General features: G+C 71.8%; 27 protein-coding genes. 13 read left to right on the forward strand and 14 right to left on the reverse strand.

The window, feature by feature from the left end; translation table 11 throughout:
- The first annotated feature begins 55 nt into the window (after positions 1-55).
- Entirely contained in the window at positions 56-1,585 is a 1,530-nt protein-coding gene (locus tag AVW09_RS05355; protein WP_063257025.1) for a catalase, read from the forward strand.
- Between the two features lie 24 nt (positions 1,586-1,609).
- Here AVW09_RS05355 and AVW09_RS05360 read toward each other — a convergent pair whose 3' ends face one another.
- Genes AVW09_RS05360 through AVW09_RS05370 form a run of 3 tightly spaced genes read right to left on the reverse strand, consistent with a single transcriptional unit; the run spans position 1,610 to position 3,755 of the window.
- Positions 1,610-2,197 (reverse strand): hypothetical protein, encoded by a 588-nt coding sequence (locus AVW09_RS05360; RefSeq protein ID WP_063257026.1) that lies wholly within the window; start codon positions 2,195-2,197, stop codon positions 1,610-1,612.
- Complete coding sequence (locus tag AVW09_RS05365; protein ID WP_156495973.1) at positions 2,194-3,021, reverse strand: endonuclease/exonuclease/phosphatase family protein; 828 nt, start codon at positions 3,019-3,021, stop codon at positions 2,194-2,196. The genes AVW09_RS05360 and AVW09_RS05365 overlap by 4 nt, the downstream gene beginning before the upstream one ends.
- Complete coding sequence (locus AVW09_RS05370; RefSeq protein ID WP_063257028.1) at positions 3,021-3,755, reverse strand: glycosyltransferase family 2 protein; 735 nt, start codon at positions 3,753-3,755, stop codon at positions 3,021-3,023. Before AVW09_RS05370 ends, AVW09_RS05365 begins: the two co-directional genes overlap by 1 nt.
- Positions 3,756-3,822: 67 nt before the next feature.
- On the opposite strand from AVW09_RS05370, the gene AVW09_RS05375 reads away from it, so the two are divergent.
- The 3 genes from AVW09_RS05375 to AVW09_RS05385 are packed head-to-tail and all read left to right on the forward strand — an operon-like array spanning position 3,823 to position 6,013.
- On the forward strand, positions 3,823-4,566 hold the full coding sequence (locus AVW09_RS05375) for a sulfurtransferase (RefSeq protein WP_063257029.1): 744 nt from the start codon (positions 3,823-3,825) through the stop codon (positions 4,564-4,566).
- On the forward strand, positions 4,566-5,519 hold the full coding sequence (locus AVW09_RS05380; RefSeq protein ID WP_063257030.1) for a dipeptidase: 954 nt from the start codon (positions 4,566-4,568) through the stop codon (positions 5,517-5,519). Before AVW09_RS05375 ends, AVW09_RS05380 begins: the two co-directional genes overlap by 1 nt.
- Positions 5,516-6,013, forward strand: a complete 498-nt coding sequence (locus AVW09_RS05385) for a GNAT family N-acetyltransferase (protein ID WP_063257031.1) — start codon at positions 5,516-5,518, stop codon at positions 6,011-6,013. Before AVW09_RS05380 ends, AVW09_RS05385 begins: the two co-directional genes overlap by 4 nt.
- 3 nt (positions 6,014-6,016) lie before the next feature.
- On the opposite strand, the gene AVW09_RS05390 is transcribed toward AVW09_RS05385, so the two are convergent.
- The 6 genes from AVW09_RS05390 to msrB form a co-directional block, all read right to left on the reverse strand.
- A complete protein-coding gene (locus AVW09_RS05390) occupies positions 6,017-7,426 on the reverse strand; it encodes a hypothetical protein (protein WP_063257032.1) in 1,410 nt (469 codons plus the stop codon).
- A gap of 1 nt (position 7,427) precedes the next feature.
- Positions 7,428-7,754 carry a YciI family protein gene (locus tag AVW09_RS05395; RefSeq protein ID WP_063257033.1) on the reverse strand — a complete coding sequence of 109 codons (327 nt, stop codon included), beginning with the start codon at positions 7,752-7,754 and terminating at the stop codon, positions 7,428-7,430.
- 43 nt (positions 7,755-7,797) lie between these two features.
- Positions 7,798-9,030, reverse strand: a complete 1,233-nt coding sequence (locus AVW09_RS05400; protein WP_063257034.1) for an NAD(P)/FAD-dependent oxidoreductase — start codon at positions 9,028-9,030, stop codon at positions 7,798-7,800.
- Between the two features lie 50 nt (positions 9,031-9,080).
- Positions 9,081-9,443 carry a GntR family transcriptional regulator gene (locus tag AVW09_RS05405; protein WP_063257035.1) on the reverse strand — a complete coding sequence of 121 codons (363 nt, stop codon included), beginning with the start codon at positions 9,441-9,443 and terminating at the stop codon, positions 9,081-9,083.
- An 83-nt stretch (positions 9,444-9,526) separates the two neighbouring features.
- Complete coding sequence (msrA, locus tag AVW09_RS05410; RefSeq protein WP_063257036.1) at positions 9,527-10,081, reverse strand: peptide-methionine (S)-S-oxide reductase MsrA; 555 nt, start codon at positions 10,079-10,081, stop codon at positions 9,527-9,529.
- 38 nt (positions 10,082-10,119) lie between these two features.
- Entirely contained in the window at positions 10,120-10,578 is a 459-nt protein-coding gene (gene msrB / locus AVW09_RS05415; protein WP_063257037.1) for a peptide-methionine (R)-S-oxide reductase MsrB, read from the reverse strand.
- A 185-nt stretch (positions 10,579-10,763) separates the two neighbouring features.
- Between msrB and AVW09_RS05420 the strand changes: the two genes are divergently transcribed.
- The 4 genes from AVW09_RS05420 to AVW09_RS05435 all read left to right on the forward strand — a co-directional run bounded on the left by AVW09_RS05420 (position 10,764) and on the right by AVW09_RS05435 (position 14,492).
- Positions 10,764-11,591 (forward strand): SDR family NAD(P)-dependent oxidoreductase, encoded by an 828-nt coding sequence (locus AVW09_RS05420; RefSeq protein WP_063257038.1) that lies wholly within the window; start codon positions 10,764-10,766, stop codon positions 11,589-11,591.
- Positions 11,592-11,672: 81 nt separating this feature from the next.
- A complete protein-coding gene (locus AVW09_RS05425) occupies positions 11,673-13,103 on the forward strand; it encodes a ferredoxin reductase family protein (protein ID WP_063257039.1) in 1,431 nt (476 codons plus the stop codon).
- A gap of 22 nt (positions 13,104-13,125) precedes the next feature.
- Positions 13,126-13,641: an FMN-binding protein gene (locus AVW09_RS05430; RefSeq protein WP_063257040.1), complete on the forward strand. Its 516-nt coding sequence runs from the start codon at positions 13,126-13,128 to the stop codon at positions 13,639-13,641.
- Positions 13,638-14,492: an FAD:protein FMN transferase gene (locus tag AVW09_RS05435; RefSeq protein ID WP_082822830.1), complete on the forward strand. Its 855-nt coding sequence runs from the start codon at positions 13,638-13,640 to the stop codon at positions 14,490-14,492. The genes AVW09_RS05430 and AVW09_RS05435 overlap by 4 nt, the downstream gene beginning before the upstream one ends.
- Here the strand turns inward: AVW09_RS05435 and AVW09_RS05440 are convergent.
- From AVW09_RS05440 to AVW09_RS05450, 3 genes are read right to left on the reverse strand one after another with little or no spacing between them, the layout of a single operon-like run.
- Positions 14,445-15,428, reverse strand: coding sequence for a sensor histidine kinase (locus AVW09_RS05440; RefSeq protein ID WP_063257041.1), 984 nt, complete (start codon positions 15,426-15,428; stop codon positions 14,445-14,447). The two genes, AVW09_RS05435 and AVW09_RS05440, sit on opposite strands and share 48 nt — an antisense overlap.
- A complete protein-coding gene (locus AVW09_RS05445; RefSeq protein ID WP_331709251.1) occupies positions 15,425-16,135 on the reverse strand; it encodes a response regulator transcription factor in 711 nt (236 codons plus the stop codon). The genes AVW09_RS05440 and AVW09_RS05445 overlap by 4 nt, the downstream gene beginning before the upstream one ends.
- Positions 16,099-16,410: a hypothetical protein gene (locus AVW09_RS05450; protein WP_063257042.1), complete on the reverse strand. Its 312-nt coding sequence runs from the start codon at positions 16,408-16,410 to the stop codon at positions 16,099-16,101. The genes AVW09_RS05445 and AVW09_RS05450 overlap by 37 nt, the downstream gene beginning before the upstream one ends.
- 79 nt (positions 16,411-16,489) lie before the next feature.
- Between AVW09_RS05450 and AVW09_RS05455 the strand changes: the two genes are divergently transcribed.
- The 5 genes from AVW09_RS05455 to AVW09_RS05475 all read left to right on the forward strand — a co-directional run bounded on the left by AVW09_RS05455 (position 16,490) and on the right by AVW09_RS05475 (position 22,693).
- Entirely contained in the window at positions 16,490-17,203 is a 714-nt protein-coding gene (locus AVW09_RS05455) for an NUDIX hydrolase (RefSeq protein ID WP_063257043.1), read from the forward strand.
- 63 nt (positions 17,204-17,266) lie between these two features.
- Positions 17,267-18,946 carry a glucose-6-phosphate isomerase gene (gene pgi / locus AVW09_RS05460; protein WP_063257068.1) on the forward strand — a complete coding sequence of 560 codons (1,680 nt, stop codon included), beginning with the start codon at positions 17,267-17,269 and terminating at the stop codon, positions 18,944-18,946.
- 385 nt (positions 18,947-19,331) lie between these two features.
- The gene (locus AVW09_RS05465; RefSeq protein ID WP_231901776.1) at positions 19,332-20,276 is read left to right on the forward strand and encodes a phospholipase; all 945 of its coding nucleotides are present in this window, start codon (positions 19,332-19,334) and stop codon (positions 20,274-20,276) included.
- A gap of 88 nt (positions 20,277-20,364) precedes the next feature.
- On the forward strand, positions 20,365-20,943 hold the full coding sequence (locus tag AVW09_RS05470; RefSeq protein WP_063257045.1) for a PadR family transcriptional regulator: 579 nt from the start codon (positions 20,365-20,367) through the stop codon (positions 20,941-20,943).
- Positions 20,944-20,995: 52 nt separating this feature from the next.
- Positions 20,996-22,693, forward strand: a complete 1,698-nt coding sequence (locus AVW09_RS05475) for an ABC1 kinase family protein (RefSeq protein WP_063257046.1) — start codon at positions 20,996-20,998, stop codon at positions 22,691-22,693.
- Between the two features lie 78 nt (positions 22,694-22,771).
- On the opposite strand, the gene AVW09_RS17585 is transcribed toward AVW09_RS05475, so the two are convergent.
- Both AVW09_RS17585 and AVW09_RS05485 read right to left on the reverse strand, forming a co-directional pair.
- Positions 22,772-23,437 carry a hypothetical protein gene (locus tag AVW09_RS17585; RefSeq protein WP_156495974.1) on the reverse strand — a complete coding sequence of 222 codons (666 nt, stop codon included), beginning with the start codon at positions 23,435-23,437 and terminating at the stop codon, positions 22,772-22,774.
- On the reverse strand, positions 23,421-24,233 hold the full coding sequence (locus AVW09_RS05485) for a prolipoprotein diacylglyceryl transferase (RefSeq protein ID WP_082822831.1): 813 nt from the start codon (positions 24,231-24,233) through the stop codon (positions 23,421-23,423). The genes AVW09_RS17585 and AVW09_RS05485 overlap by 17 nt, the downstream gene beginning before the upstream one ends.

Genomic DNA, 24,233 nt, shown 5'->3' on the forward strand with positions numbered 1-24,233 from the left:
GGAACACCGTGCGTAGCGTCGAGAGCGTCCCCCGGATCCCCACGTGAGGAGCGCCATGTCCGATCCCACCACCGCCAACAACGGAGCGCCGGTCGCCAGCGACGAGCACTCGCAGAGCGTCGGGGCCGACGGCTCCATCGCCCTGACCGACCACTATCTGATCGAGAAGCTCGCGCAGTTCAACCGCGAGCGCGTGCCCGAGCGGGTGGTGCACGCGAAGGGCGGTGGCGCGTTCGGCAGGTTCCGTACGACCGGCGATGTCTCCGCGTACACGCGTGCGGCGTTGTTCCAGCCCGGCGTCGAGACCGAGATGCTCGCGCGGTTCTCGTCGGTCGCCGGCGAGCAGGGGAGCCCCGACACGTGGCGCGACCCCCGCGGGTTCTCGCTGAAGTTCTACACGACCGAGGGCAATTACGACCTCGTCGGCAACAACACCCCCGTCTTCTTCGTCAAGGACGGCATCAAGTTCCCCGACTTCATCCGCTCGCAGAAGCGTCTGCCCGGCAGTCACCTGCGCGACAACACCATGCAGTGGGACTTCTGGACGCTGTCCCCCGAGAGCGCCCACCGGGTCACCTGGCTCATGGGGGACCGCGGCATCCCGGCCTCGTGGCGCCACATGAACGGCTACGGCTCGCACACGTACCAGTGGATCAACGCCGACGGCGAGCGGTTCTGGGTGAAGTACCACTTCCACACCGACCAGGGGCACAAGACGCTGACGCAGGACGAGGCCGACCAGATCGCGGGTCAGGACGCCGACTTCCACATCCGCGACCTGTACGCCGCGATCGAGCGGCACGAGTTCCCGACGTGGACGCTCAAGGTGCAGATCATGCCCTACGAGGATGCCAAGACCTACCGCTTCAACCCGTTCGACCTGACGAAGGTGTGGCCGCACAGCGACTATCCCGAGATCGAGGTCGGCACGATGGAGCTGAACCGCAATCCCGGCAACTACTTCGCCGAGATCGAGCAGGCCGCGTTCGAGCCGTCGAATTTCGTTCCCGGCATCGACGGCAGCCCCGACAAGATGCTGCAGGCCCGCATCTTCAGCTACGCCGACGCGCACCGCTATCGCGTGGGCACGAATTACCAGCAGCTGCCGGTGAACCGGCCGCGCACCGAGGTGCACTCGTACTCGAAGGAGGGCGCGATGCGCTACGAGTACAACCCGCCCGAGGTCCCGGTCTATGCGCCGAACTCCGTCGGCGGTCCCGCGGCCGATCCGCGACGCGCCGGTGACGGCGGCTGGCAGAGCGACGGGGAGCTCGTCCGCTCGGCCGCGACGTTGCACCCGGAGGACGACGACTGGGGTCAGGCGGGCGCCCTCGTACGCGAGGTCATGTCGGCCGATGCCCGCGACCGTCTCATCGAGACGATCACCGGCCACGTCGGCGGGGTGACGCGCGCGGACGTCCGGGACCGCGCCGTGCAGTACTGGAAGAACGTGGATGCCGAGATCGGCGCGCGCGTCGAGGCCGGGCTCCCGCCGCTCGAGGGATCGACCGCCCCCGGCGAGCAGCTCAGCGAACCGAACCCCGACGGCGACCTCGTCGGGCGGGACGTCGCGGGGCGCGTCTGACCGCGGTTGCGGCGGGACCGTGCCTCACACCGTGGCGCGGTCCCGCCGGGTCAACCGGAAGCGGGATGCCAGCACCCCGGCGATCAGAGCTCCGAACCCGCCCGCGACCATGTCGCCGATCGTGTCGTCGTACGTGACGAAGATGCTGTCGGTGATGAACCGATAGCCGAACCACTCGACCATCTCCCATACGGCGCTGAGCGCGAGTCCTGCCACAGTCCCGAGGACGATCGGTGCACGGCGTCGGCCCGTTCGCGCCACGACCCCGGTGTCCTCGAGCACGACGAGCGCGACGGCCGCGAGCACTCCGGTGCACACCGCGTGCACGACGAGGTCCCATCCCGTCCAGGCGCGGTACAGGTCGATGACGTTGCTCCCGGCCGCGATGATCACGGTGACGCAGACGGTGAGATCGAGGCCCGACCGTAGGCCCAGCATCCGGGAGAGCATGACGGCGGGGAGCGTCATCGACAGCACCGCTGCGTCGGTCGCGGGGAGCGTGATCGCTGCGACGAGCACGCCCACGATGGCGATGGCGCGCACGGCATCCGTGGTCCACTCCGTCGCGGTCCGCGGCGGCCGCTTCAGATGGGCGTACAGCGCGCGGATCATCGCGATCCCGGGATCCGCACGACGGCCTGCACCGGCAGGTGGTCGGACGGCCAACTCGTGCCCGTCGGGCGCGGGTCGATGCCGGTGGCGCGGACGTCGACGTCGGGCGTGACGAGGACCGCGTCGATGCGCCGGGCACCGGCGCGCGGCCTCCGGTAGTTGTTGAACGTGCCCCATTCGACGGTACGGCGAGTGGGAGCGTACGACCACGTGTCGACGAGGCCGCCGTCGGCGAACATGTCGGCGAGCTCAGCCGACCGGATCGGGGCGTTGACGTCGGCCGTGAACAGCAGGGGCAGCTCTTCCGTGGCGACGAGCTCGGCGAGCCAGCGGGCGGAGCGGCGGCGCGCACGGCGCGAGAACGCGTCGAAGTGGCTGTTGACGAAGACGAAGGGGGCGCCGGTCGCGCCGTCGCGGAACCGCGCGATGACGGCGATGCGCGGAATCGTGTTCCCCCAGCCCACGGAGCCGTCGATCGCCGGGGTGTCGGAGAGGGCGACCTGCGTCCAGTCCAGGAGGTCGACCCGGTCGCGGTCGTAGAAGATCGGCGTGCCCTCGCCGTCCCGGTCCTTCCCGCGCCCGTGGCCGATGCGGCCGTAGCGACTGCCGAGCGACTCCTGGACCCACCGTGCCTGGTCGGGTCGCGCTTCCTGCGACCCGAGCAGGTGGGGCTTGTTCGCGCCGAGGAACACCCGCAGGCGCTCCTTGCGGAGCCCCCAGCGGTCCTCGGGCGGCCAGGTCAGCCGCTCGAACCGGCGGCGGATGTTGAAGCTCATGACGTGCAGGTCGGGGGCTTCGACGTTCGGGAACAGCACCGCGTCCATCAGCGCCGCCCCAGCCGCCGCGCCCACCGCAGCGGCGGGATCTCGCGCGGCCAGTGCGCGAACACGGTTCCCATGCCGCGCGAGAAGCTCTTCGCGAACCGGCGCGGGCGGACCGTGCGCGACGAGACCCGCATCTGCGCCCGCCCCGGCACGATCCGGATGCGGTGGCGCTCGCCGAGGTGGAACGCGAGGTCGAGGTCGTCGTGCAGCCCGGGGTCGAGGTGCACGCGGTCGCGGACCGCAACCCAGGCGGTGCGTCGGAACGCCATGTTCGACCCCCACAGCGGCGCGTGACCCAGCGCCGGATAGGCGAACGCGGTGTACGTGCCGAGGAACGCCCACGCCATCGGCCGACGCTGCCGCGTGGGCCCGTCGTGGAACACGGCGGGAGCAGTCACGGCATCCACGTCCAGGTCGGAGAGCGCGGCGGTCATGTGCGCGATCCAGCCCGGCGCGGGGAGGCTGTCGGCGTCGAGTCGCAGGATGACGTCACCAATGGCGGCGTCGTAGCCGGCGGCCGCGGCGGCGGGAATTCCGCGCTCGCCGCAGAAGACGACGCGTGCGCCCGCGGCACGCGCCACCTCGGCGCTGTCGTCGGTGGAGGCGTTGTCGACGACGACGATCTCGTCCGCGGGGTGCGTCTGCGCGGCGAGGGCCTCGAGGCAGGCCGCGAGGGGCACGGCGTCGTCGCGGACGGGGATCACGACCGAGACGGTCGGGGCGGCGAGAGTCATCGTGTGTCACGCTAGCGGGCGACGCCTCCGGCACGCGGTGCCTTGCGCTCTGCGTACCCTGGATGCCATGGCATCCGCGGCATCCGTCCTCAACGTCTCGGCGTATCTGTTCACGCCGATCGACGACCCCGTGGCGCTCCGGCCCGTGCTGCGCGAGCGCGCCACGGACGCCGGGCTGCGCGGGACGATCCTGCTCGCCGAAGAGGGCATCAACCTGTTCCTCGCGGGTGAGCCGGACGCGGTGCGGGAGTTCGTCGACGGGCTGCGCGGGGACTTTCCGGCTCTCCAGACCAAGGAGAGCTGGTCGGATGCCGTGCCCTTCGGCCGACTCCTGGTGAAGGTCAAGCGCGAGATCATCCGCATGGACCGGCCCGAGGTGCGTCCGCAGGACGGCCGCGCGCCCGCGGTGTCGCCGGCGACGCTGCGTCGCTGGCTCGACCGGGGAGCCGACGACGACGGCCGCGAGGTCGTGCTCGTCGACACGCGCAACGCGTTCGAGGTCGACTACGGCACGTTCTCCGGTGCCCGCGACTGGCGGATCGAGCGTTTCACGCAGTTCCCGGATGCCGCGAGCGCCCACCGCAACGAACTCGTCGGCAAGACCGTGGTGAGTTTCTGCACCGGTGGTATCCGGTGCGAGAAGGCGGCCCTCTACCTGCGCGACCAGGGCTTGGACGCGTACCAGCTCGACGGCGGCATCCTCGGCTGGTTCGCCGCCGAGGGCGACGCGCATTGGGACGGTGACTGCTTCGTCTTCGACGAGCGCGAAGCCCTCGATCCGGCGCTCGCCGCCCGCGCGGGCGTCGCCTGATGCTGTGGGATCAGCACGCGTGCGCCGAACTCGTCGAGACCGCTGACCTGACGGAGCTGCGCCGCTACCGTCCGGCCGGCGGCGGGCTCGTCTCGCTCAACGTCGGCTACGCCCCGCACGGCCCCGAGGTCATGGCATCCGTCCTTCGCGCGTTCCGTGCCCAGGTGACCGCGATCGACGGGCTGGAGCTCGCCGCGACGGTCACCGAGGTCGACCGGATCGCCGCCGCCGGCGACACCGCGGTGGTGTTCGACCTCGAGGACTGCGCGCCGCTGGGCGGCGACCTCGACGCGGTGGCGACGCTCGTCGCTCGAGGCGTCCGCACGCTCGGCCCGGTGTACAACTACACCAACGCGGCCGGGGGCGGATGCCTGGATGCCGAGGACCCCGGGCTCTCGCGCTGGGGCCGCGACCTCGTCGCCGAGCTGAATCGGCGCGGCATGGTTCCGGACGGCTCGCACGTCGGGCCCCGGACGTCGCTCGACATGTGCGCGGTGTCGACCCGGCCCGTCGTCTTCAGTCACTCGTGCATGCGCGCCGTGTGGGACCACCCCCGCAACATCACCGACGACCAGGCCCGCGCGGCCGCCGACACCGGGGGAGTCGTGGGCATCACCGGCGTCGGCATCTTCCTCGGGCCCAACACCCCCACCCTCGAGGCGATGGTGCGCCACATCGAGTACGCCGTGGAGGTCGTCGGCATCCGGCACGTCGGGGTGAGCACGGACTTCTCGTTCGACTGGGAGACGTTCCAGACCACCCTCGCCGAGAGCCCCGCGCTGTACGACGCGAGCTACACCGCGTGGGGCCCGGTCGAATGGATGCCACCCGAGACCTTCGTCGGCCTGGGCGCGGCGCTCCGCGACCGCGGGTGGGACGATGCCGATATCGCGGCGGTCCTCGGCGGGAACTTCCGCCGCGTCGCCCTCGACAGCTGGGAGCCTCAGCCATGACCGAACTGACCGACGGCGCCGTCCTGCGCCCCGCCCGTCCCGGCGACGAGGCCGGGATTCTCGCGTGCATCCAGGCGCTCGCCGACTACGAGAAGGAACCGGATGCCGTCGACAACACCGTCGACATGCTGACGGCCACGCTGTTCGGGGAGGACCCGCGGGCTTTCGCGTTCGTGGTCGAGAAGGGTGGGGAGATCCGCGCGATCGCGATCTGGTTCCTCACGTATTCGACCTGGACCGGGAAGCACGGCATCTGGCTCGAGGACCTCTTCGTGCACGAGCGGTATCGCTCGAACGGTTACGGGGTGGCGCTGCTGTCCGCGCTCGCCGCCGAGTGCCTCGCGCAGGGGTACCCGCGGCTGGAGTGGACGGTGCTCGACTGGAACGAACCCGCGATCGGCTTCTACCGCGCCCTCGGTGCCGAGGCGATGGAGGAGTGGACGACGCGCCGCGTGACCGGCGCGGCGCTGGAGGCGCTGGCGGCGCGGGGCTGAGCGTCACCGCCCGGCCCGGCGGGCGAGGAACCCCGCGATCCGCGCGACCGCGAGGAGCTTCCGCAGCCGCCCGGGGCGGCGCACCGTGCCGAAGTGGGCGCGGTCGGGGGCATCCGCGAGGCGGCGCTGGAGGGCGCGGAAGCTGTCCACCTGCCGGGCGAGGAGATCGAGATCGACTCCCGCGTGCGCCGTCTCCGCGAGGAGGGAGGCGGGGCCCGTGACGAGGGCGATCGCCGGGATGCCCTTCTCCCACAGCGGCTCGCCCTCGCCGAGGTGCACCACCGCGCCCGGCCGCACCGGGCGCACCGCGGGATTCCGCCACTCGGCCCGAACGAGCGCGGCGAACTCCGGGGTCGTGGCGTCGAGCAGCTCGGGTTCGACGTCGTCGGTTCCGGCCTCCGTCGACGGGTCGTCGTCGCGCCCGTGTTTCGCGCCGAGGTGCTCGATGACGAGGCCGGCGACCGCGGTCGGCCCCTCGGCGACGGGCGACCACAGCTCGGGATGCGCGTGCAGCCACGCCGTGGTCGCCTGGCCGTGCGCGGTCACCGCCGGGATCCGCAGGTGCCCGGCGACCAGCACGAACACGAGCGTTCGATCGTGCGGGGTCTCGGCCGCGTCGCGGGCCAGCTCGAGCAGGCCGATGAACCCGTTCTCCTCCACGGCGTTGCCGCCGTCGCTGTGCGTGACGACGAGGACGCTCTCGTCGGCATGGATGCCACTCCCCGGCGACACTGCCCACACCGTGTCCATCGTCCCGCTGTCGTGCCGCGTGGCATCCAGAACCAGGGTCGTGGACCCGCCGCGACCCGCTGCCTCGAGGAGCCGCTCGCGTTCCGACTCGGGCGCCCACACGGCCGGGAGTCCGGCGTACGGCCGGGTGAAGGGCAGGTACTGGCCGTGTGCCTCGACGTCGGCGAGTCCGCGCCAGACGGCGATCACGCCGACGACTCCCGCCGCTCGGGCGGCGACCAGGTCGATGCCCGCCAACTCGGCGGAGATGACCGGGTTCGCGACCGCGTCGAACGGCATCGGTCCGTCCCAGGAATCGACGAGGAGGGATGCCGGCACCTCGACGTTCGCGACCTCGACGAGGGCGATCCGGCCGCGGGCGTCCTTCCATCGCGGTCGACGTCCCGCGAGGCGGACGAGGGGAGCCGTGACGCCCGCGGATCCGGTTTCGCCGGAGTACGGCCACGCCGACGCGACGGGAACCGTGCGCCCCTCCACGGTCAGCGACACATCTCTTTCGTCGACGTCCCACCGCTCGAAGGTGTGCGTATCCCGCTCGGGGTGATAGCCGAGGGCGACGAGTTCGGCGGCGACCTCGTCGATCAGGGTCCGATGGGCCTCGTTCCCCGAACGGCGGGGGCCGAGGGTGTTGAGCCGGGCGATGTGTTCTGCGGCGGTGGCCATGTCAGCCGAGGAACGGTCGCAGCTCCACCCGGCGACCGCACGCACGCGAACCGTCGATCGCCAGGTCTCGGGCCGTGTCGAGGTCGGAGGCCTCGATGATCCAGAATCCGGCGACCCACTCGGCGGTGTCGTTCGCGGGCCCGGGAGTGACGACGGACTCCCCGGATCGCGCGTCGATGACGAGCGAATCCGCGGGGTGCGCGACGCCCGCGGCGAGCACCCAGTGCCCCTCCGCGACGAGGCGATCGTTGAAGGCGTCGATCGCCTCGCCCTCGTCGTCGGTCGCGGAGGAGCTGCGGTCGTCGATGACGTTCAGGAGGAATCGCATGCGGCCACTCTGACACCGACCTCCGACACGGGAAAGGGGCGCGTCACCCGAGGTCGTGCAACACAGCCTCGGCCGCTCGCTGCCCGGAGACGAGCGCGCCCTGGATCGAGGCGGTGTCGCGGTGGTCGCCCGCGACGTATCGCCCGTCGCCGAGGCGGACCGGACGCCGCAGACGCAGCGGCGGGTCCTGCGCGGGGAGCGCCGCGGCGATGTCGTCGCGCCGCAGCAGTCGCCAGGGTCGGGTATCGGTGCCCCACAGCTCCTCGAGGTGCCGGCGGACGTCGGCCTCCGTCGCCGTGGTGGGCAGCACGACCGTCGCCTCGACCAGGTGCCGGCCGCGTGGCGCGTACGTGGGCGCGGTGTTGCTGACGATCGCCGTGTGCACGATCGGCCCGCGTCGGAGCCCGTCCACGCGGAGCGCGCCGTCGTCGTGATGCCGCTCGTCCGTGGCGAACCACCACGTCTGCAAGCCTCGCGGGCGGGGGAGGGGAACGTCCAGACCGGGGGTCAGACCGGTGGCCAGCACCACGGCGCGGGTGTCGATGGCATCCGCGTTCTCGATCTCGATGCGCCATCCCCGACCGTGCGGCCGGGTCGCGGTCACCCGATGGGAGAGACGGATGCCGGCTCCCGCCCGCCGCGCGGTGTCGGCCAGCTGCGCGGGGAGAGCGCCGATCCCCGCGGCGGGCACCCCGGGAGCGCCGAGCGCGAAGCTGCGGACGAGGAGGCGCACGAACACGTCGGAGGACTCCTGCTCGTCGTCGGCGAGGACGCCCGCGAGGAACGGTTCGAGCACGCTCTCGCGCAGGGTGCCGCGGAGGCCCGCGCGATCCCACGCCTCGGCGAGCCGGCGATCCGGTCCGCGCTTGACCGCGCGGGGATTCGCGAGGACGGGAAGCGCCCACCGCGCGAGGGGCAGCAGGTCGGCGGGTCGGACGAGCCCGCTCCCGAGCGAGGCCGGAATGGTCGCCGGGTGGCGGAGGGGATGGGCGATGCGGGCCACGCCGTCGTCGAGCCGCACGGACAGGGCCACCGGGAACCGTCGCAGCGCCAGCGCGCCGACGTCGACCCATCGCCGCACCGCCGGATACGCCGGGTTGAGCACGTGGAAGCCACGGTCGAGGCGGAACCCGTCCACGACGTCGGTGCGCTCGCGTCCGCCGACGGCGTCCTCCGCCTCGAGCACCACGACGTCCCGCCCCGCCTCCGCGAGCCGCGTCGCGCACCGCAATCCGGCGAGCCCCGCTCCGATGACCACGACGTCGTATTCGCTCATGCTTGGAGCGTAGGCATCCGGATTCCGGTGTGGTCGGGGGTTGCGGCCCGTCAGCTCTCGTTCCCCAACGCCGCTCGCGCCAGGTCGAGCGCCTCCGACGGCGCGACACCGAGGTCGCGCATGGCGCGAGCGAATGCGGCGGCGGCATCGGCCGCGCGGGCGCGCGTGGCATCCGTCCCCGCCGAGACGAACGTCCCGGCGCGGCCGCGGGTCTCGACGAAGCGCGCCTCTTCGAGCTCCTTGTAGACGCGCGCCACGGTGTTCGCGGCGAGGCCGAGCTCGGTCGCGAGCGTGCGCACCGGAGGGAGGCGCGTCCCGGTCGGCAGCTCGCCGCTGTCGATCAGCGCGATGATCCGCGCACGCACCTGCGCGAACGGCGGCGTGGCGGAGGCGGGATCGACGCGGATGTCCATGGTGCCGCCACCGTACCAACCGTGGGCGCGCCAGAAACGACGAAGGGCCCGGATGCCATGGCATCCGGGCCCCCTCCCGAGTCTTACGCGGTCGCGTCCTCGCGCTTGGGCAGCACCCAGCCGGGGCGCACGAAATGGCACGTGTAGCCGTTGGGGATGCGGATCAGGTAGTCCTGGTGCTCGGGCTCGGCCTCCCAGAAGGGAGCCTCGGGCTCGATGGTCGTGACGACCTTGGCGGGCCAGATGCCCGACGCGTCGACGTCGGCGATGGTGTCGCGCGCGACCTGCTCCTGCTCCGGGGAGAGGGGGAAGATCGCGGAACGGTAGCTCGTCCCGATGTCATTGCCCTGACGGTTCAGGGTCGACGGGTCGTGGATCTGGAAGAAGAACGCCAGGATGTCGCGGTACGACGTCTTGGTCGGGTCGAACACGATCTCGACCGCCTCGGCGTGGCCGGGGTGGTTGCGGTAGGTCGCGTGGTCGTTCGATCCGCCGGTGTAGCCGACGCGCGTGTCGAGCACGCCGGGCTGGCGGCGGATGAGGTCCTCGACGCCCCAGAAACAGCCGCCCGCGAGGACGGCGGTCTCGGTGCCGGGACGGCGGGTGATCTCGCCTGAGTCGGTGGGTCCGCTGGTCATGGTGTTGCTCCTTTTGCTGTTGCGGAAGGGGAAGAGGTTCATGAGGCTCGGGTCTCGCGGAACAGGGACAGGAAGTCGCCGTAGCCCTGCGCCTCGAGCTCCGCCACGGGCACGAACCGCAGCGCCGCCGAGTTCATGCAGTATCTCAGCCCGCCGGCCTGGCGGGGGCCGTCGTCGAAGACGTGGCCGAGGTGGCTGTCGGCGCCGCTGGAACGAACCTCGGTGCGCTTCATCCACAGCGTCCGATCGGTCTTCTCGACGACGGCGGCGGCGTCGATGGGCTTGGTGAAACTCGGCCAGCCCGACCCGCTGTCGAACTTGTCGGTGGAGGAGAACAGCGGCTGCCCCGACACGATGTCGACGTAGATACCCTCCTCGTGGTTGTCCCAGTACTCGTTGCGGAACGGCGGCTCCGTCGCGTCGTCCTGCGTGACGGCGAACTGGCGGTCGGTGAGACGCCCGAGCGCCTCCGACGTCTTGCGGTACTCCGTGGTCACGGTGTGATCCTTTCGCCTGCGATGCCGGTTCGGGCATCACTGAGGAGAACGCGGGGCGCTGCGGTTTTGGTCCCGCGGGGCTGGGAGCGCGCTGTGAGTTCTCAGGAGTTCCGGATGCCGAGGGCAAGCCCCGCGCCCGGCACAGGTGCGCTCGCTACCGTGACCTCGACCCTTCAGGAGGACCCATGGCCCGCACGATCGTGATCACCGGAGCCAGCGACGGAATCGGCGCGGCCGCGGCCCGCCAGCTGCACGAGATCGGCGAGGAGGTCGTCGTCGTCGGCCGTAATCCCGACAAGACGCGGCGGGTCGCCGACGCGCTCGGGGTGCGCTCGTTCACCGCGGACTTCTCCGAGCTGGCGCAGGTGCGCGAGCTCGCGCAGTCGCTCCGCGCCGAGTATCCCCGGATCGATGTCCTCGCCAACAACGCGGGCGGGATCTTCGGCGATCGGAAGCTCACGGGCGACGGCTTCGAGGTCACGTTCCAGGTGAACCACCTCGCCCCGTTCCTCCTGACGAACCTGCTGCGCGAGACGCTGCTGGAGTCGCGCGCCTCGGTGATCCAGACCTCCAGCGCCGCCGCCCGCCTCTTCTCCCGCTTCGACATCGACGATCTGCAGGGGGAGCGGCACTACTCGGCGTCGCGCGCGTACGGCAACGCGAAGCTCGCGAACGTGCTGTTCACGAAGGAACTGAACCGGCGCTTCGGTGACGCGGGACTCTCCGCCGTCGCCTACCACCCCGGGGTGATCGCCTCGAGCTTCGGGTCGACCGGCAGCGGATCGTGGAAGTTCCTGTACGGAGGCCCGCTCGCCGAACGGTTCATGACCTCCACCGACGTCGGTGGCGCCCGCCTCACCTGGCTCGCGCTCGGCAAGCCCGGCGTCGATTGGCAGCCCGGCGGCTTCTACGCGAACAACAAGCCCGCGCGCACGCACCGACGCGCGGACGACCCCGCGCTGGCCCGGCTGCTGTGGGATCGCAGCGCCGAACTCGTCGGTCTCGCCCCCTGACGAGCTGTCCGTTTCCTATGGGATGACCCAGGATGCCGGATTCTTGGCGAACTCTGGGAGGGCGGCCGCCATTCTGACGGCATGACCGCCACCACCACCGTTCCCCTCCCCGTGGAGCTCCCCGCCTCGCGGCCGCGCCGCGCCCGGGTCGTGCGTCCGCGTGCCCGGCTCGGCTGGAACCTCGCCGCGACCGCGCTCATCTGGCTCTCGAGCCTCGCGGTGGTGGCGCTGTGGGTCGCGGGGGGTGGCATCCAGGCCCTTCTCGCTCTGGATGCCGAGACCCTGAACACCCTCGGACGCCTGTGCGGTCTGGTGTCGGCGAACCTGCTGCTGTACCAGGTGCTGCTCATGGCCCGGGTGCCCGTGTTCGAGCGCGGCTTCGGACGGGACGGGATCACCCGGATGCACCGGCTCGTCGGGTTCTGGTCCTTCGCGCTGTTCTCCGCGCACATCGTGCTGCAGACCCTGGGTTACGCGGCGGCCGCGAGCGTGAACCCGATCGTGCAGCTGTGGGAGTTCGTCTGGGACTACCCGGGCATGCTGCTCGCCACCGCCGGGACCGGTCTACTGCTGCTGGTCGTCGCCACCTCCGTGCGCAAGGCGCGCCGCGCGCTGCGTTACGAGTCGTGGCACCTCCTCCACCTCTACGGCTACCTCGGGGTCGGCCTCGCCGTTCCGCACATGCTGTGGACCGGCGCCGACTTCACCGCGCACTCCCTCGCATCCGTGTACTGGTGGCTGCTGTGGGGCGCCACGGCCGCCGCCGTCCTCGTGTTCCGCGTCGGTCTGCCGCTCGTGCGGTCGCTGCGGCACGGCCTTCGCGTCTCCGCCGTCACGCGCGACGGAGACCGCGGCGTCGCGGTCACGATGACCGGACGGGCACTGCACCGGATGCCGGTGCGCGCGGGGCAGTTCTTCGTGTGGCGGTTCCTCGACGGCCCGGGCTGGACCCGCGGCCACCCGTTCTCGCTCGCCGCTGCCCCCGACGGCGGCTCCCTCACCATCGCGGCGCGACTCGTCGGCGACGGCACCGAACGGCTGGCATCCGTCCGTCCGGGTACCCGCGTCCTCATCGAGGGACCGTACGGAGAGATGACCGCCGACGCCCGCACCGGTCGCAAACTGCTTCTCATCGGCGCCGGCGCCGGCGTCGCACCGCTGGTCGCGCTCGCCGAAGAGGCCGGGTGGGCGCCGGGCGAGGCGACGCTGCTCGTCCGCGACCACACCGAGGGCGACGCCCTCCGTCTCAACGCCATCGCGCGCCTCGAACGCGACCGCGGCCTCCGCTACGGCGCCCTCGTGGGGCCGCGCGCTCCCGGAGCCTCGCCGTGGCTGCCGGTCGGACACTCCGGGTGGAAGGGCCCCGACCTGCTCCGCTACGTCGCCCCCGACCTCGAGCAGCACGACGTCTACCTGTGCGGACCGGGCCCGTGGATGGATGCCGTGCGCACCGACCTCCGTCGCGCGGGGGTCCCGTCCACCCGCGTCCACGCCGAATCGTTCACCGTCTGAGATCCGAGGGGGAGAGACAGAGATGAAGAAGATCTTCTACGCCCTGATGGCGACCGTCACGGGCCTCGTGCTGCTGTTCAGCTACCGGACCTCGCTCGGCGGGGGCACCGAGACCGCGGCGGCCCTCCCGGCCACGACACCGGCGCCCGCGTCGGCGCAGCGCGCGACGCCGTCGGCCTCGCCCTCCGCGTCGGCGTCGGCCTCGCCGTCCTCTGCTGCCGCGACCCAGACGCAGGCCGCGCCCGCGTCGTCCGGTCTCGCGGACGGCACCTACACCGGCTCCGCCGCGAACACGCGCTACGGCCCGGTGCAGGTGCAGATCACGGTGTCCGGTGGTGTCGTCACCGACGTGCAGGTGCCGGTGTACCCGTCCGAGAACGGTCGCGACCAGCAGATCAACTCCCGCGCGCTGCCGGTCTTGGTGAAGGAGACGCTCGCCGCGCAGTCGGCGGACATCGACATGGTGTCGGGCGCCACCTACACGTCCGACGGGTACCTCACGTCGCTGCAGTCGGCGCTGAACGAGGCACACGCATGACCCGCCTCCCCGCCGCCACGGTGGTCGAACCCGTGATGGGCACCGTCGTGACCGTGCAGGTACGGGGACGCGCCACGGACGATCCGGCCGTCCGGGAGCGGGTGGATGCCGCGATGGCGGCGGTGGTCGCCCGGATGCGGGACGACGAACGCGTCTTCTCGACCTACCGCCCCGACTCCGACGTGAGTCTGCTGCGCGACGGACTGCGCGGCCTCGACGACGTCGACCCCCGCGTCCGCGAGGTCGAGGCGCTGTGCCGCCGGCTCCGCGACGACACCGGCGGCGTCTTCGACGCGTGGTGGCGCGGGTGGTTCGACCCGACCGGGGTCGTGAAGGGCTGGTCGGTGGATGCCGCATCGGCGGCACTCGGCGAGCTGCTGACCGTGCCGGGGATAGAGGCGGCCGCCGTCAACGCGGGCGGAGACATGCGCCTGCTCCGCGCACCGGGGAGCGATCACGTGTGGAACGTCGGTGTGGCCGACCCCGAAGATGCTTCCGGCGTCCTGGCCACGATCTCGCTGCCCGAGGGGGCCGTCGCGACGTCGGGCACCGCCGAGCGCGGGCCGCACCTCATCGACCCGCGGTCGGAGCGTCCGGTCCGGGGCCTCGTGTCCGCGACGGTCGTCGCCGACACGCTCACCGTCGCGGACGTCTGGGCCACCGTGGCCGCCGTCACCGGGATCGACGACCTCGACGAGGTGCGCGCCGCGCCCGTGGCATCCGGGATCGTCTGGAGCGACGGACGCGTCCGCCGGTGGGCGAGCGGCGTCGAGGTCGACCGCTTCCGCGATCCCGTCCCCGCGTCAGCGCGCGCGGGGGAGCCGCAGGAGGAAAACCGTCCCGCTCGCTGACGTGTTCTTCACCGCGATCGTGCCGCCGTGACGGGTCGCCGCTTCGCGGACGAGGGCGAGCCCGAGACCGAAGCCCCGCCGCCGGCCCGACTCCGCGCCGCGGGCGAACCTCTCGAAGATCCGCTCGCGATCCTCGGGACGGATGCCACTTCCCGCATCGGCGACCCGGATCTCGACCGTGTCGCCCTCGACGCGTGCCGTGACCGAGACGGTGCTCCCGCTCGGCGCGTGACTCACGGCGTTGTCGATCAGCGCGGTGCCCACGCGGGTGAGCGTCACCGGCGGCAGCGCGGCGCGGAGTCCGGCAGGTCCGCTGTCGAGGTCGATCGCGACGCCGGCCTCGGCGGCGAGCGGCCCGACGACCGTCACCGCGGCTCGGAGGCCCTCGGCGACCGCCGCGGTGCCGTCGGCCGACGCCGCGCCCTCCGCCGACAGCAGCATGTCGGTGAGGATGTCGTCCATCAGGTCCGCGTCCCCGCGCAGCCGGTCGAGCGTGTCCTCCAGCGGCTCGCCGCGCGCGAGGCGCCGCTGGGCGATCTGCACGCGGCTGTTGAGGGCCGTGAGCGGAGTGCGGAGTTCGTGACTGGCATCCGAGACGAAGGCGCGCTGACGGCGGAGCGCGTCGTCGAGCGGACGGACCGACCACCGGGATGCCGCCCACCCCACGAGCCCCATGACGACCACGCCCAACAGGCCGAGGCCGAGCACCCACGGCAGCACGTCGTCGAAGTCGACCACGACCCGGTCGCCCGGCAGCCCGCCCGGGGCGGCGCCCGGGACCCCGTGATGACCCGCCTCGCGGCGCGCGTTGGAGAGGAGGACGGCGACGAGGATGCCGACGCCCGCCGTGAGCGCGATGGCCGAGCCGCCGCCGACGAGCAGACCGACCCGCGCCGCGGCGCGCCGCACGACCCGGCGGTCGTCCGCCGCCGTCATCGGGCACCTCCCGCGCGGTAGCCGCGGCCGCGGACCGTTTCGACGATGTCGGGGGAGCACTTGCGGCGGAGGTAGTGGACGTACGTGTCGACCGTGGTGACGGCGTCGGCGGAGGCGAACACGTCGCGCGCGATCTGTTCGCGCGAGAAGACGTGGTCGGGGCTGGACGTGAGGAGGTCGAGCAGAGCGTTCTCGGTCGTCGTCAGGCTCACGCGCGCGCCGCCGGGGGAGTACACCGCCGCGGCGTCGGGGACGTACGTCCACTCCGCCACCGCGCGGCGTCGCCCCTCCGCGCGGAACCCGCGATGGAGGGCGCGCAGGCGCGCGAGGAGCTCGTCGTAATCGAACGGCTTCACCAGGTAATCGTTGGCCCCGGCGTCCAGGCCGTCGACGCGGTCGGCGATCGACCCGAGCGCCGTAAGCATGAGGACGGGCGTCGTGATGCGCGCCGTGCGCAGTGCCGCGACGACGTGCTCGCCGTCGAGCCCCGGCAGGCGCCGATCCAGCACGATGAGGTCGACCCGCTCCCGCAGGGCGCGATCACGCGCCGCGAGCCCGTCGCTCTCGTGCGCGACGTCGTAGACCTCGCCCAGCACCTCGATCGTCATGGCGGAGATCTCGCCGTCATCCTCGACGTACAGCAGTCGCGGGCGTCGCGTGTGGTCGAGGGTCATCGCACGCCCGCGCGCGGCGGTTCGACGGTCCACCCGAGACGCTCGAGCGCGGCATGCAGGCGACGCGCCTGCGCCCACGCGATCTCGCCCGAGACATCGGAGTAGACATCGATCGCGAACGGCGGCGGGTCGGCGAACTTCGGGATCTCGACCTCCGCCCACGCGTGCGGAGCGAGCCAGACGCGGGGGTGCGACGTACGGGCGTCGTCGACCCCGCCGTCCGCCGCGAACGCGATGACATCGAGCGCGTCGATCTTGGTGACGGGCATGTCGACGACGAGGGTCACGGCGTGGAGTTCTTCGGTCATCGGGCACCTCCCGCGATCATCCTCACACGCGCGACCCGCACACGGGCGGGGAACGCGCGCCGGGACTACCCTCGACCCCATGCGTTCCCCCCGCGACGACCTGCAGTCCCTCGTCGACGGCGCCACGGACGACATGTTCGCGGAGCTGCGGGCGCTCCCCGTCGACGGCGACGCGCGCGACGCTGCGGTGCTGATCCTCTTCGGAACCCTGGATGCCGTGCCCAGCGCGCACGTCTCGCGTGCCGTCCCGTCCGACCTCGACGTGCTGCTCCTCGCCCGCGCCGACACCCTCCGAGCCCACCCCGGACAGGTGGCCTTCCCCGGTGGTCGGGTCGACCCCGGCGACGACGGGCCGGTCGCCGCGGCCCTGCGCGAGGCCCGCGAGGAGACGGGCCTGGATCCCGCCGGCGTCGGCGTCATCGGAACGCTTCCGCCCGTTCCGCTCGTCTACTCCCGTCATCTCGTCACCCCGGTCGTGGCCTGGTGGGAGCGGCCGACCCCGGTGCGGGCGGTGGATGCCGCGGAATCGGCCGCCGTGTTCCGCGCTCCGGTCGCCGATCTCCTCGACCCGGAGCGTCGCGGAGTCACCGTGATCCGGCGGGACGGCCGCGAGTGGCGCGGCCCCGCGTTCGTGGTGCCGCACGCGGCCGGCGCTCACGTCGTGTGGGGCTTCACCGCGATGCTCCTGAACGGCATGTTCGACCGACTGGGCTGGACGGAGCCGTGGGATCGGACGCGCGAGATCCCCCTGCCCGCGGTGAGCGCTCCTCCTCCCCAGGCATCCATTCCCTAGCGTTTTCCTTTCCGTTCGTCACCCCGCGCACCCCTGCCCCCGGGGGTCGCTAGCGTGGTGTCCGTGACTGCTCCCGTTGATCCCACCACCACGTCCGCCTGGGCCCGCCTCACGGCCCTGCGCGAGAGCTTCGACCCCGATCTGCGCGGATGGTTCGCCGCCGACCCGGGTCGCGTCGACAGCCTCACCCGCACCGTGGGCGATCTGCACGTCGACCTCTCCAAGAACCTCGTCACGCCCGAGATCCTCGAGGCCCTCGTGGCGCTCGCCGACGAGACCGGTGTCCGCGATCGGTTCGCCGAGATGTTGAGCGGCGCCCACCTCAACACGTCGGAGGACCGCGCGGTCCTGCACACCGCGCTGCGTCGTCCCGCGGACGCCACGCCCGCGCTGCACGTCGACGGGCAGGACGTCGACCACGACGTCCAGGCCGTCTTGTCCGCGATGTCCGCGTTCGCCGACCGTGTGCGCAGCGGCGAGTGGCAGGGCGTGACCGGCAAGAAGGTGACGCACGTCGTCAACATCGGCATCGGCGGCTCCGACCTCGGCCCGGTGATGGTCTACGAGGCCCTCAAGCCTTTGGCGGATGCCGGCATCCAGGCGCGGTTCGTCAGCAACATCGACCCGACCGACATCGCCGAGAAGACCGCCGACCTCGATCCCGAGACCACCCTCTTCATCGTCGCGTCGAAGACGTTCACGACGCTCGAGACCCTCACCAACGCCCGCCTCGCACGCGACTGGCTGTGGTCCGGTCTCGCCGGGGCCGGCGCGATCGACGACACCGACGCGGCCCGGGTCGACGCGGTCGCCCACCACTTCGTCGCGGTCTCCACGGCTCTCGACAAGGTCGAGGCCTTCGGTATCGACCCCACGAACGCGTTCGGGTTCTGGGATTGGGTCGGCGGGCGCTACTCCGTCGACTCGGCGATCGGGCTCTCGCTCATGATCACGTTCGGTCCGGCCGCGTTCCGTGAGCTCCTGAGCGGCTTCCACACCGTCGACGTCCACGTCGCCACCACGCCGGTCGAGCAGAACGTCCCGGTCCTCATGGGGCTGCTCAACGTCTGGTACACCAACTTCCTCGGCGCGCAGTCGCACGCGGTGCTGCCGTACGCGCAGCAGCTGAGCCGCTTCGCCGCGTACCTGCAGCAGCTCACGATGGAGTCCAACGGCAAGTCGGTGCGGTGGGACGGCTCGCCGGTCACGACCGACACGGGCGAGATCTTCTGGGGCGAGCCTGGGACGAACGGCCAGCACGCCTTCTACCAGCTCATCCACCAGGGCACGCGCCTCATCCCCGCCGATTTCATCGCGTTCGTGAACCCCGCGTACCCGCTCGCCGACGGCGGACGTGACGTGCACGGTCTGTTCCTCGCGAACTTCCTCGCGCAGACCAAGGCCCTCGCTTTCGGCAAGACGGCGGAGGAGGTCGAGGCCGAGGGCACCACGGGCGCCCTGGTGGCCGCTCGCACCTTCCCCGGCAACCGGCCGACGACGTCGATCTTCGCCCCGGCCCTGACGCCCGCGGTGCTCGGCCAGCTCATCGCGCTGTACGAGCACATCACGTTCACGCAGGGCACCGTGTGGGGCATCAACTCCTTCGACCAATGGGGTGTCGAGCTCGGCAAGCAGCTCGCGCTGCAGATCGCTCCCGCGATCGAGGGCGACGACGACGCTCTCGCGTCTCAGGATGCCTCCACCGCAGCGCTCCTGAACTACTACCGCGCACACCGGTCCTGACGGCGCCCGCCGCTCCTCGCGCGGGCGCCGCGGCCGTGGAACGCGACGAACGGGTCGATTCGCAAGATTTTTCTCGCCGGATCGGCCCGTTCGTCGTTCGTGCGCGGGATGAGATCTTTCCCGCCCCGCGCCAGGCTGGGGAGCGGCGGTAGGCGCGAAGATCTAAACGCCTGACCAGCAGCTATATCCGGGCGCAGGTCGGTGGCGCTGCGTTCGAAGACGTTCGCGGGTCCGTCGGGCCCGCGCGGGTGATGCAGCGGTGACGTCCGCATCCACGGCCCTCCCAGGTAACGAACAGATAACGCTCAGAACGGCCACCCACACTCGGGGACTCGTGTCGACCCGACGGCACGGCTCCCGCGCTCGTACCCGACGAGGCGCGCCGATGACGAAAGATTCACCCGTTTTGCTGCGTTCCGATCTGAAGCTCCGCAAGAAGCTCCGCCACGTCCATTCCGCCCGCCGGTCGCTCGTCACCGCCGCCACGTGCGCCGGTGTCGCGCTGGGTATCGTCGCCACGACCGGCGTCGCCGCGGCCGCCCCCGTGTCGCTGCCCGAGGCTGCGGCATCCTCGTTCTCCGCTCCCGTGTTCCGCGCGGTGTCCGCGAGCGGCAGCCCGGTCACGCTCGACGGTGTGGTCGGCGATGCCAACTCCGCGCTCACCCGGGCGCAGACGGCCTTGACGGATGCCGCGACGGTCGAAGCCGACATCGCCAAGACCGGACTCCCGCTGTCGGTGGGGGACACCTCGGTCGACACCTCCGCACTCCAGACCGCGGCCGACCGCCTGTCGGCATCCGATCTGCTCCCCGTCGTGCTGGTTCCGGCGCTCAGCCAGAACGCGGCGACCGAGACCGAGCGGGTCGCCGACCGCGTCACGGAGCTCCGCGGCAGCCTCAACGACGCGGTGGCCGCCAAGGCCGCGGCCGATGCCGCCGCGGAGGCGAAGCGTCAGGCCGAGGCGGCGGCTGCGGCCGAGGCGCAGCGGCAGAAGGAGGCGGCCGAGGCTCTCGCCCGCGTCAACACACCCGACGGCGCGAAGGACTTCGCCGCGACCTACGCCGCCGAGCAGTACGGCTGGGGCTCCGACCAGTTCTCGTGCCTCGTGTCGCTGTGGACCAAGGAGTCCGGCTGGAACTACCAGGCGTACAACCCGAGCGGTGCCACCGGTATCCCGCAGTCGCTCCCCGGGAGCAAGATGGCGACGTTCGGCGACGACTGGCAGACCAACGCCGCCACGCAGATCAAGTGGGGTCTGGATTACATCTCCCGCGGCTACGGGACCCCGTGCGCGGCATGGGGTCACTCCCAGGCGACGAACTGGTACTGAGAGCGAATTCTCAGCCCGCACACCTTCTCAGCGATATATCGTTGTATATCGCTGGACCCATCCGGGGTCCGCTTTTCGGGAGGTCATCATGAGTGGTTCGTTCCTGGGAGACGCCTTCGGCGCCCGCGGTGGTGCCGCCGGTCAGGGCTGGCCGATGTCGAACATCCTCGACGCGGTCGAGCAGCTGCGCGCGCAGTTCGAGCAGAAGGCGTCGAGCGGCTCGCGGATGAACAAGGGCGACGTGCGTTCCGCCGTCCTCTCGCTGCTGCTCGAAGAGCCGATGCACGGCTACCAGATCATTCGCGAGATCGAGGAGCGCAGCGGCGGCTCGTGGAAGCCGAGCCCCGGTTCGGTCTACCCCACGCTGCAGCTGCTCACCGACGCGGGTCTCGTGCGTGCCGAGGAATCGGGCGGTCGCAAGACGTACTCGCTCACCGAGGAGGGTCGCGCCGCAGCCGGCGAGGAGACCACCGAGCGCACCGCGCCCTGGGAGTCCGCGACCGCACGCGACAGCGGACGCATGACCGCGCTGCCGAAGGCGGGCGTCGAGCTCGCGCAGGCGACGGCGCAGGTCGCGCGTTCGGGCAGCAAGGAGCAGATCGCCCAGGCCGTCGAGATCCTCGACGACGCGCGTCGTAAGCTCTACTCCATCCTCGCCCAGAGCTGAGGGTGCCCGAGCCCGACGGCAATCGCCGGGTCATCGGCATCCCGGAGATCCGATGACCGACGACGCCCTTCTGTGCGCCCGCTATCGGCGCATCACGCGGTTCGCCGCGCGTTACCTCGTCCAGGCGTGGTGGTACGAACTCTTCCTGCCGCGGCTCGGCCTCGAGCGCATCTCCGCTCGGGGCCGGACCCGGCGGTTGCAGCTGATCGCCCGCCGGTTCCACGCCCTCGCGATCGACCTGGGCGGCCTGATGATCAAGGTCGGCCAGTTCATGTCGTCGCGCCTCGACGTTCTGCCGCCGGTCATCACGAAGGAGCTCGAGGGGCTCCAGGACGAGGTGCCCTCCGTCCCGTTCGCGCAGATGCGTGCCCGTGCCGAGGAAGAGCTCGGGATGCCACTCGAGCGCGCCTTCGCGTCGGTCGATGAGCGTCCGCTCGCGGCCGCCTCGCTCGGGCAGGCCCACCGCGCCGTGCTGACCGACGATCTCGCCGCCGACACCGGTCTGCGCGAGGTCGTGGTGAAGATCCAGCGTCCCGGCATCGACCGGATCGTCGACGTCGACCTGCGCGCGCTGCGCAAGGTCGGCGTGTGGCTCAGCCGGGTCGCCCTCGTGCGCGACCGGGTCGACATGCCGGCGCTCGTCGAGGAGTTCGCCGCGACGAGCCTCGAGGAGATCGATTACCTCCACGAGGCCGCGAACTCCGAGCGTTTCGCCGAGGAGTTCGGCGGCGACGGGGGAGTGGCCGTCCCCGAGGTCGTCTGGGAGCGCACGACCCGGCGCGTCCTGACCCTCCAGGACGTCACGGCGATCAAGATCAACGACGTCGACGCGCTCCGCGCGGCGGGCATCGACCCGTCCGAGGTGGCGGCGCGCTTCGCCACGGTGATGTTCGACCAGCTCTTCGACGACGGGTTCTTCCACGCCGACCCGCATCCGGGCAACGTCTTCGTGACTCCGCTTCCCGGACCCGTGGATGCCACCTCCCCGGCGTGGCGGTTCACCTTCATCGACTTCGGGATGATGGGCGAGGTCCCCCCGGGCCTGCGGCGAGGTCTGCGACGGGTGCTCATCGCCGCGGCGTCGCGCGACGGCAAGGGGCTCGTCGACGGCATCCGCGACGTCGGTGTGCTGCTCCCGTCCGCAGATACGGTGCAGCTCGAACGGGCGATGACGCAGCTCTTCTCGCGCTTCGGCGGCATGGGGTTCGCCGAACTGCAGGAGGTCGACCCGCGGGAGTTCCGCGCGTTCGCGGTCGAGTTCGGCGACGTCGTCCGGGCGCTGCCGTTCCAACTCCCGGAGAACTTCCTCCTGATCGTGCGTGCGATGTCGCTGACCAGCGGGATGTGCAGCGCTCTGGACCCGGCTTTCAACATCTGGGATGCCGTCGAGCCCTACGCTCAGCGACTCATCCGTGAGGAGAGCGGGAACACCGTCCAGGCCCTGGCCCGGGAGGCCGCCTCGGTCGCTGCCCTCACCGCCCGCCTTCCGCGCCGCCTGGATGCCTTGATCTCGCGCGTCGAGGAGGGCGGTGTGTCCGCGCAGGTGCCCCGCGTCGAGCGACGTCTGCGCGACCTCGAGCGCATGATCCGTCGGGTCATGTCGGCGGTCCTCTTCACGGGGCTCCTCATCGGCGGCATTCTGCTGCAGGCGGAGCAGGCCGTGCTCGGGACCGCGTTGATGGTGCTGTCGATCGCTCCGGCCGCGCACGCGCTCTTCGCGGGGATCGTCGCCCGACGCAGCGGCCGCTGACCGCGCGCTCGGGGCGCGGTGCAGCGGGAGGTGACCGTCAGCCTGCTCGCGGTGTCCGGGCGAGGCCGTCGCGGGCCGTCATGCGCCGCCCGCGAGCGCGACGCACGGCCCGAGGAAGACGATCCACGCCGCTGCGCTGACGATGAGGACCCCCGTCGACACCTTGCGGCTGGATTCGAAGAACATCCCGACGATCGCGGCCACACCGATGACGTAGAAGGGCCACAGCGCTCCCCAGATGCCCGCGGCGGCCATCAACGACACCAGCATCAGGGGGAACGCGATGACGTGCGCGGCGCAACCGAGACCGACGCCGACCCCCACCCCGGGACCGCGACCTCCCGCCGGCGGCGCCGACGGGACGCCGGTCCCCGGCTGATCCGGGGGCGCCGTATCCCGGGGCGGCGCGGGAACGACGAACCCTTCTTGCGCGGCGGGGCCGCAGGGGTGCGCGGGCCCGGCCGCGGGCGGCGGCCAGTCCGGCTGCGCGGGGGCGGAGGACGACGCGAGCGTCTCGCTGTCCGGCGCCACAGTGCCGTCGGGGGTCGCGGGCGACTCGGTGGGCGGGCCCGCCGGCGCGTCGTGGTCCGGCGCAGCAGTGCCGTCAGGCAGCACGCCCGCGCCCGTCGGCACGTCGCCCTCGGGCGCCGGCGGCCCGTCCGCCGACGCGTCGCCGCCCGGTACCGCCGCTCCCTCCGGCGGAACGTCCTGGTGTTCGTCGGGGGCATCAGGGTGTTGTGGCATCCGTGAGCCTTTCTGGTCGGGGGGAACCGGAAGTGAAGTCGCCGCGCCGCGCCATCCACGCGAGCCGCGCGAGCAGGAGCGGGATCGACACGGCGAGGAAGAGTTGCGGGCGGGTCAGACCCGCCCAGGCGATGTCGTTCCCGCGGACGAACTCGACGCCGAAGCGGAAGATCGCGTAGGCGGCGATGAAGAGGGTGAGCGTCTCGCCCGCGGCGATCGGTCGGTGCCGCAGCCAGAACCACAGCACGCAGAACGCGAGAACGTGGAACGCGATCTCGTACACGAAGCTCGGGTGCAACGGCACTCCCGCGGGCGCGCCCACCCGCGCCGCGGCGGCGGGATCGAGGACGATGCCCCAGTCACCTCCGGTCGGCGTGCCGGGCTTCTCCGTCAGCAGGCACCCGATGCGGCCGATGGCGAGGGCCAGCGCGACCGCGGGCGCGAACAGGTCCCCGCTGCGGTGCGGATAGCGCACGAGGCGCTTCGCGACGTGCACCCCGGCCCACGCGCCCACCAGCGCCGACAGCATCGAGGCGTTCCCTCGCGCGAGCTGGTCGACCAGGCTCAGGTTCTGGGACGGATCGAGGTGCTGAGCCCACGTGCCGAGGCGGGAGAAGACCGCCGCGCCGACGAGGGCGCCCAGCACGAGGTACACGATCCGGGGATCGTCGACCTGGCGCCGACGCTTCTCGACGAGGAACACGATGCCCGCGGCTGCGAGGGCGATCGAGACCAGGGTCGAGTGGGTGTCCCAGGGCGGCAGCCACGGGACGAGATCGTCGAGCCGGGGGAACAC

Source organism: Microbacterium sp. T32, assembly GCF_001619615.1.
Classification (GTDB): Bacteria; Actinomycetota; Actinomycetes; order Actinomycetales; family Microbacteriaceae; genus Microbacterium.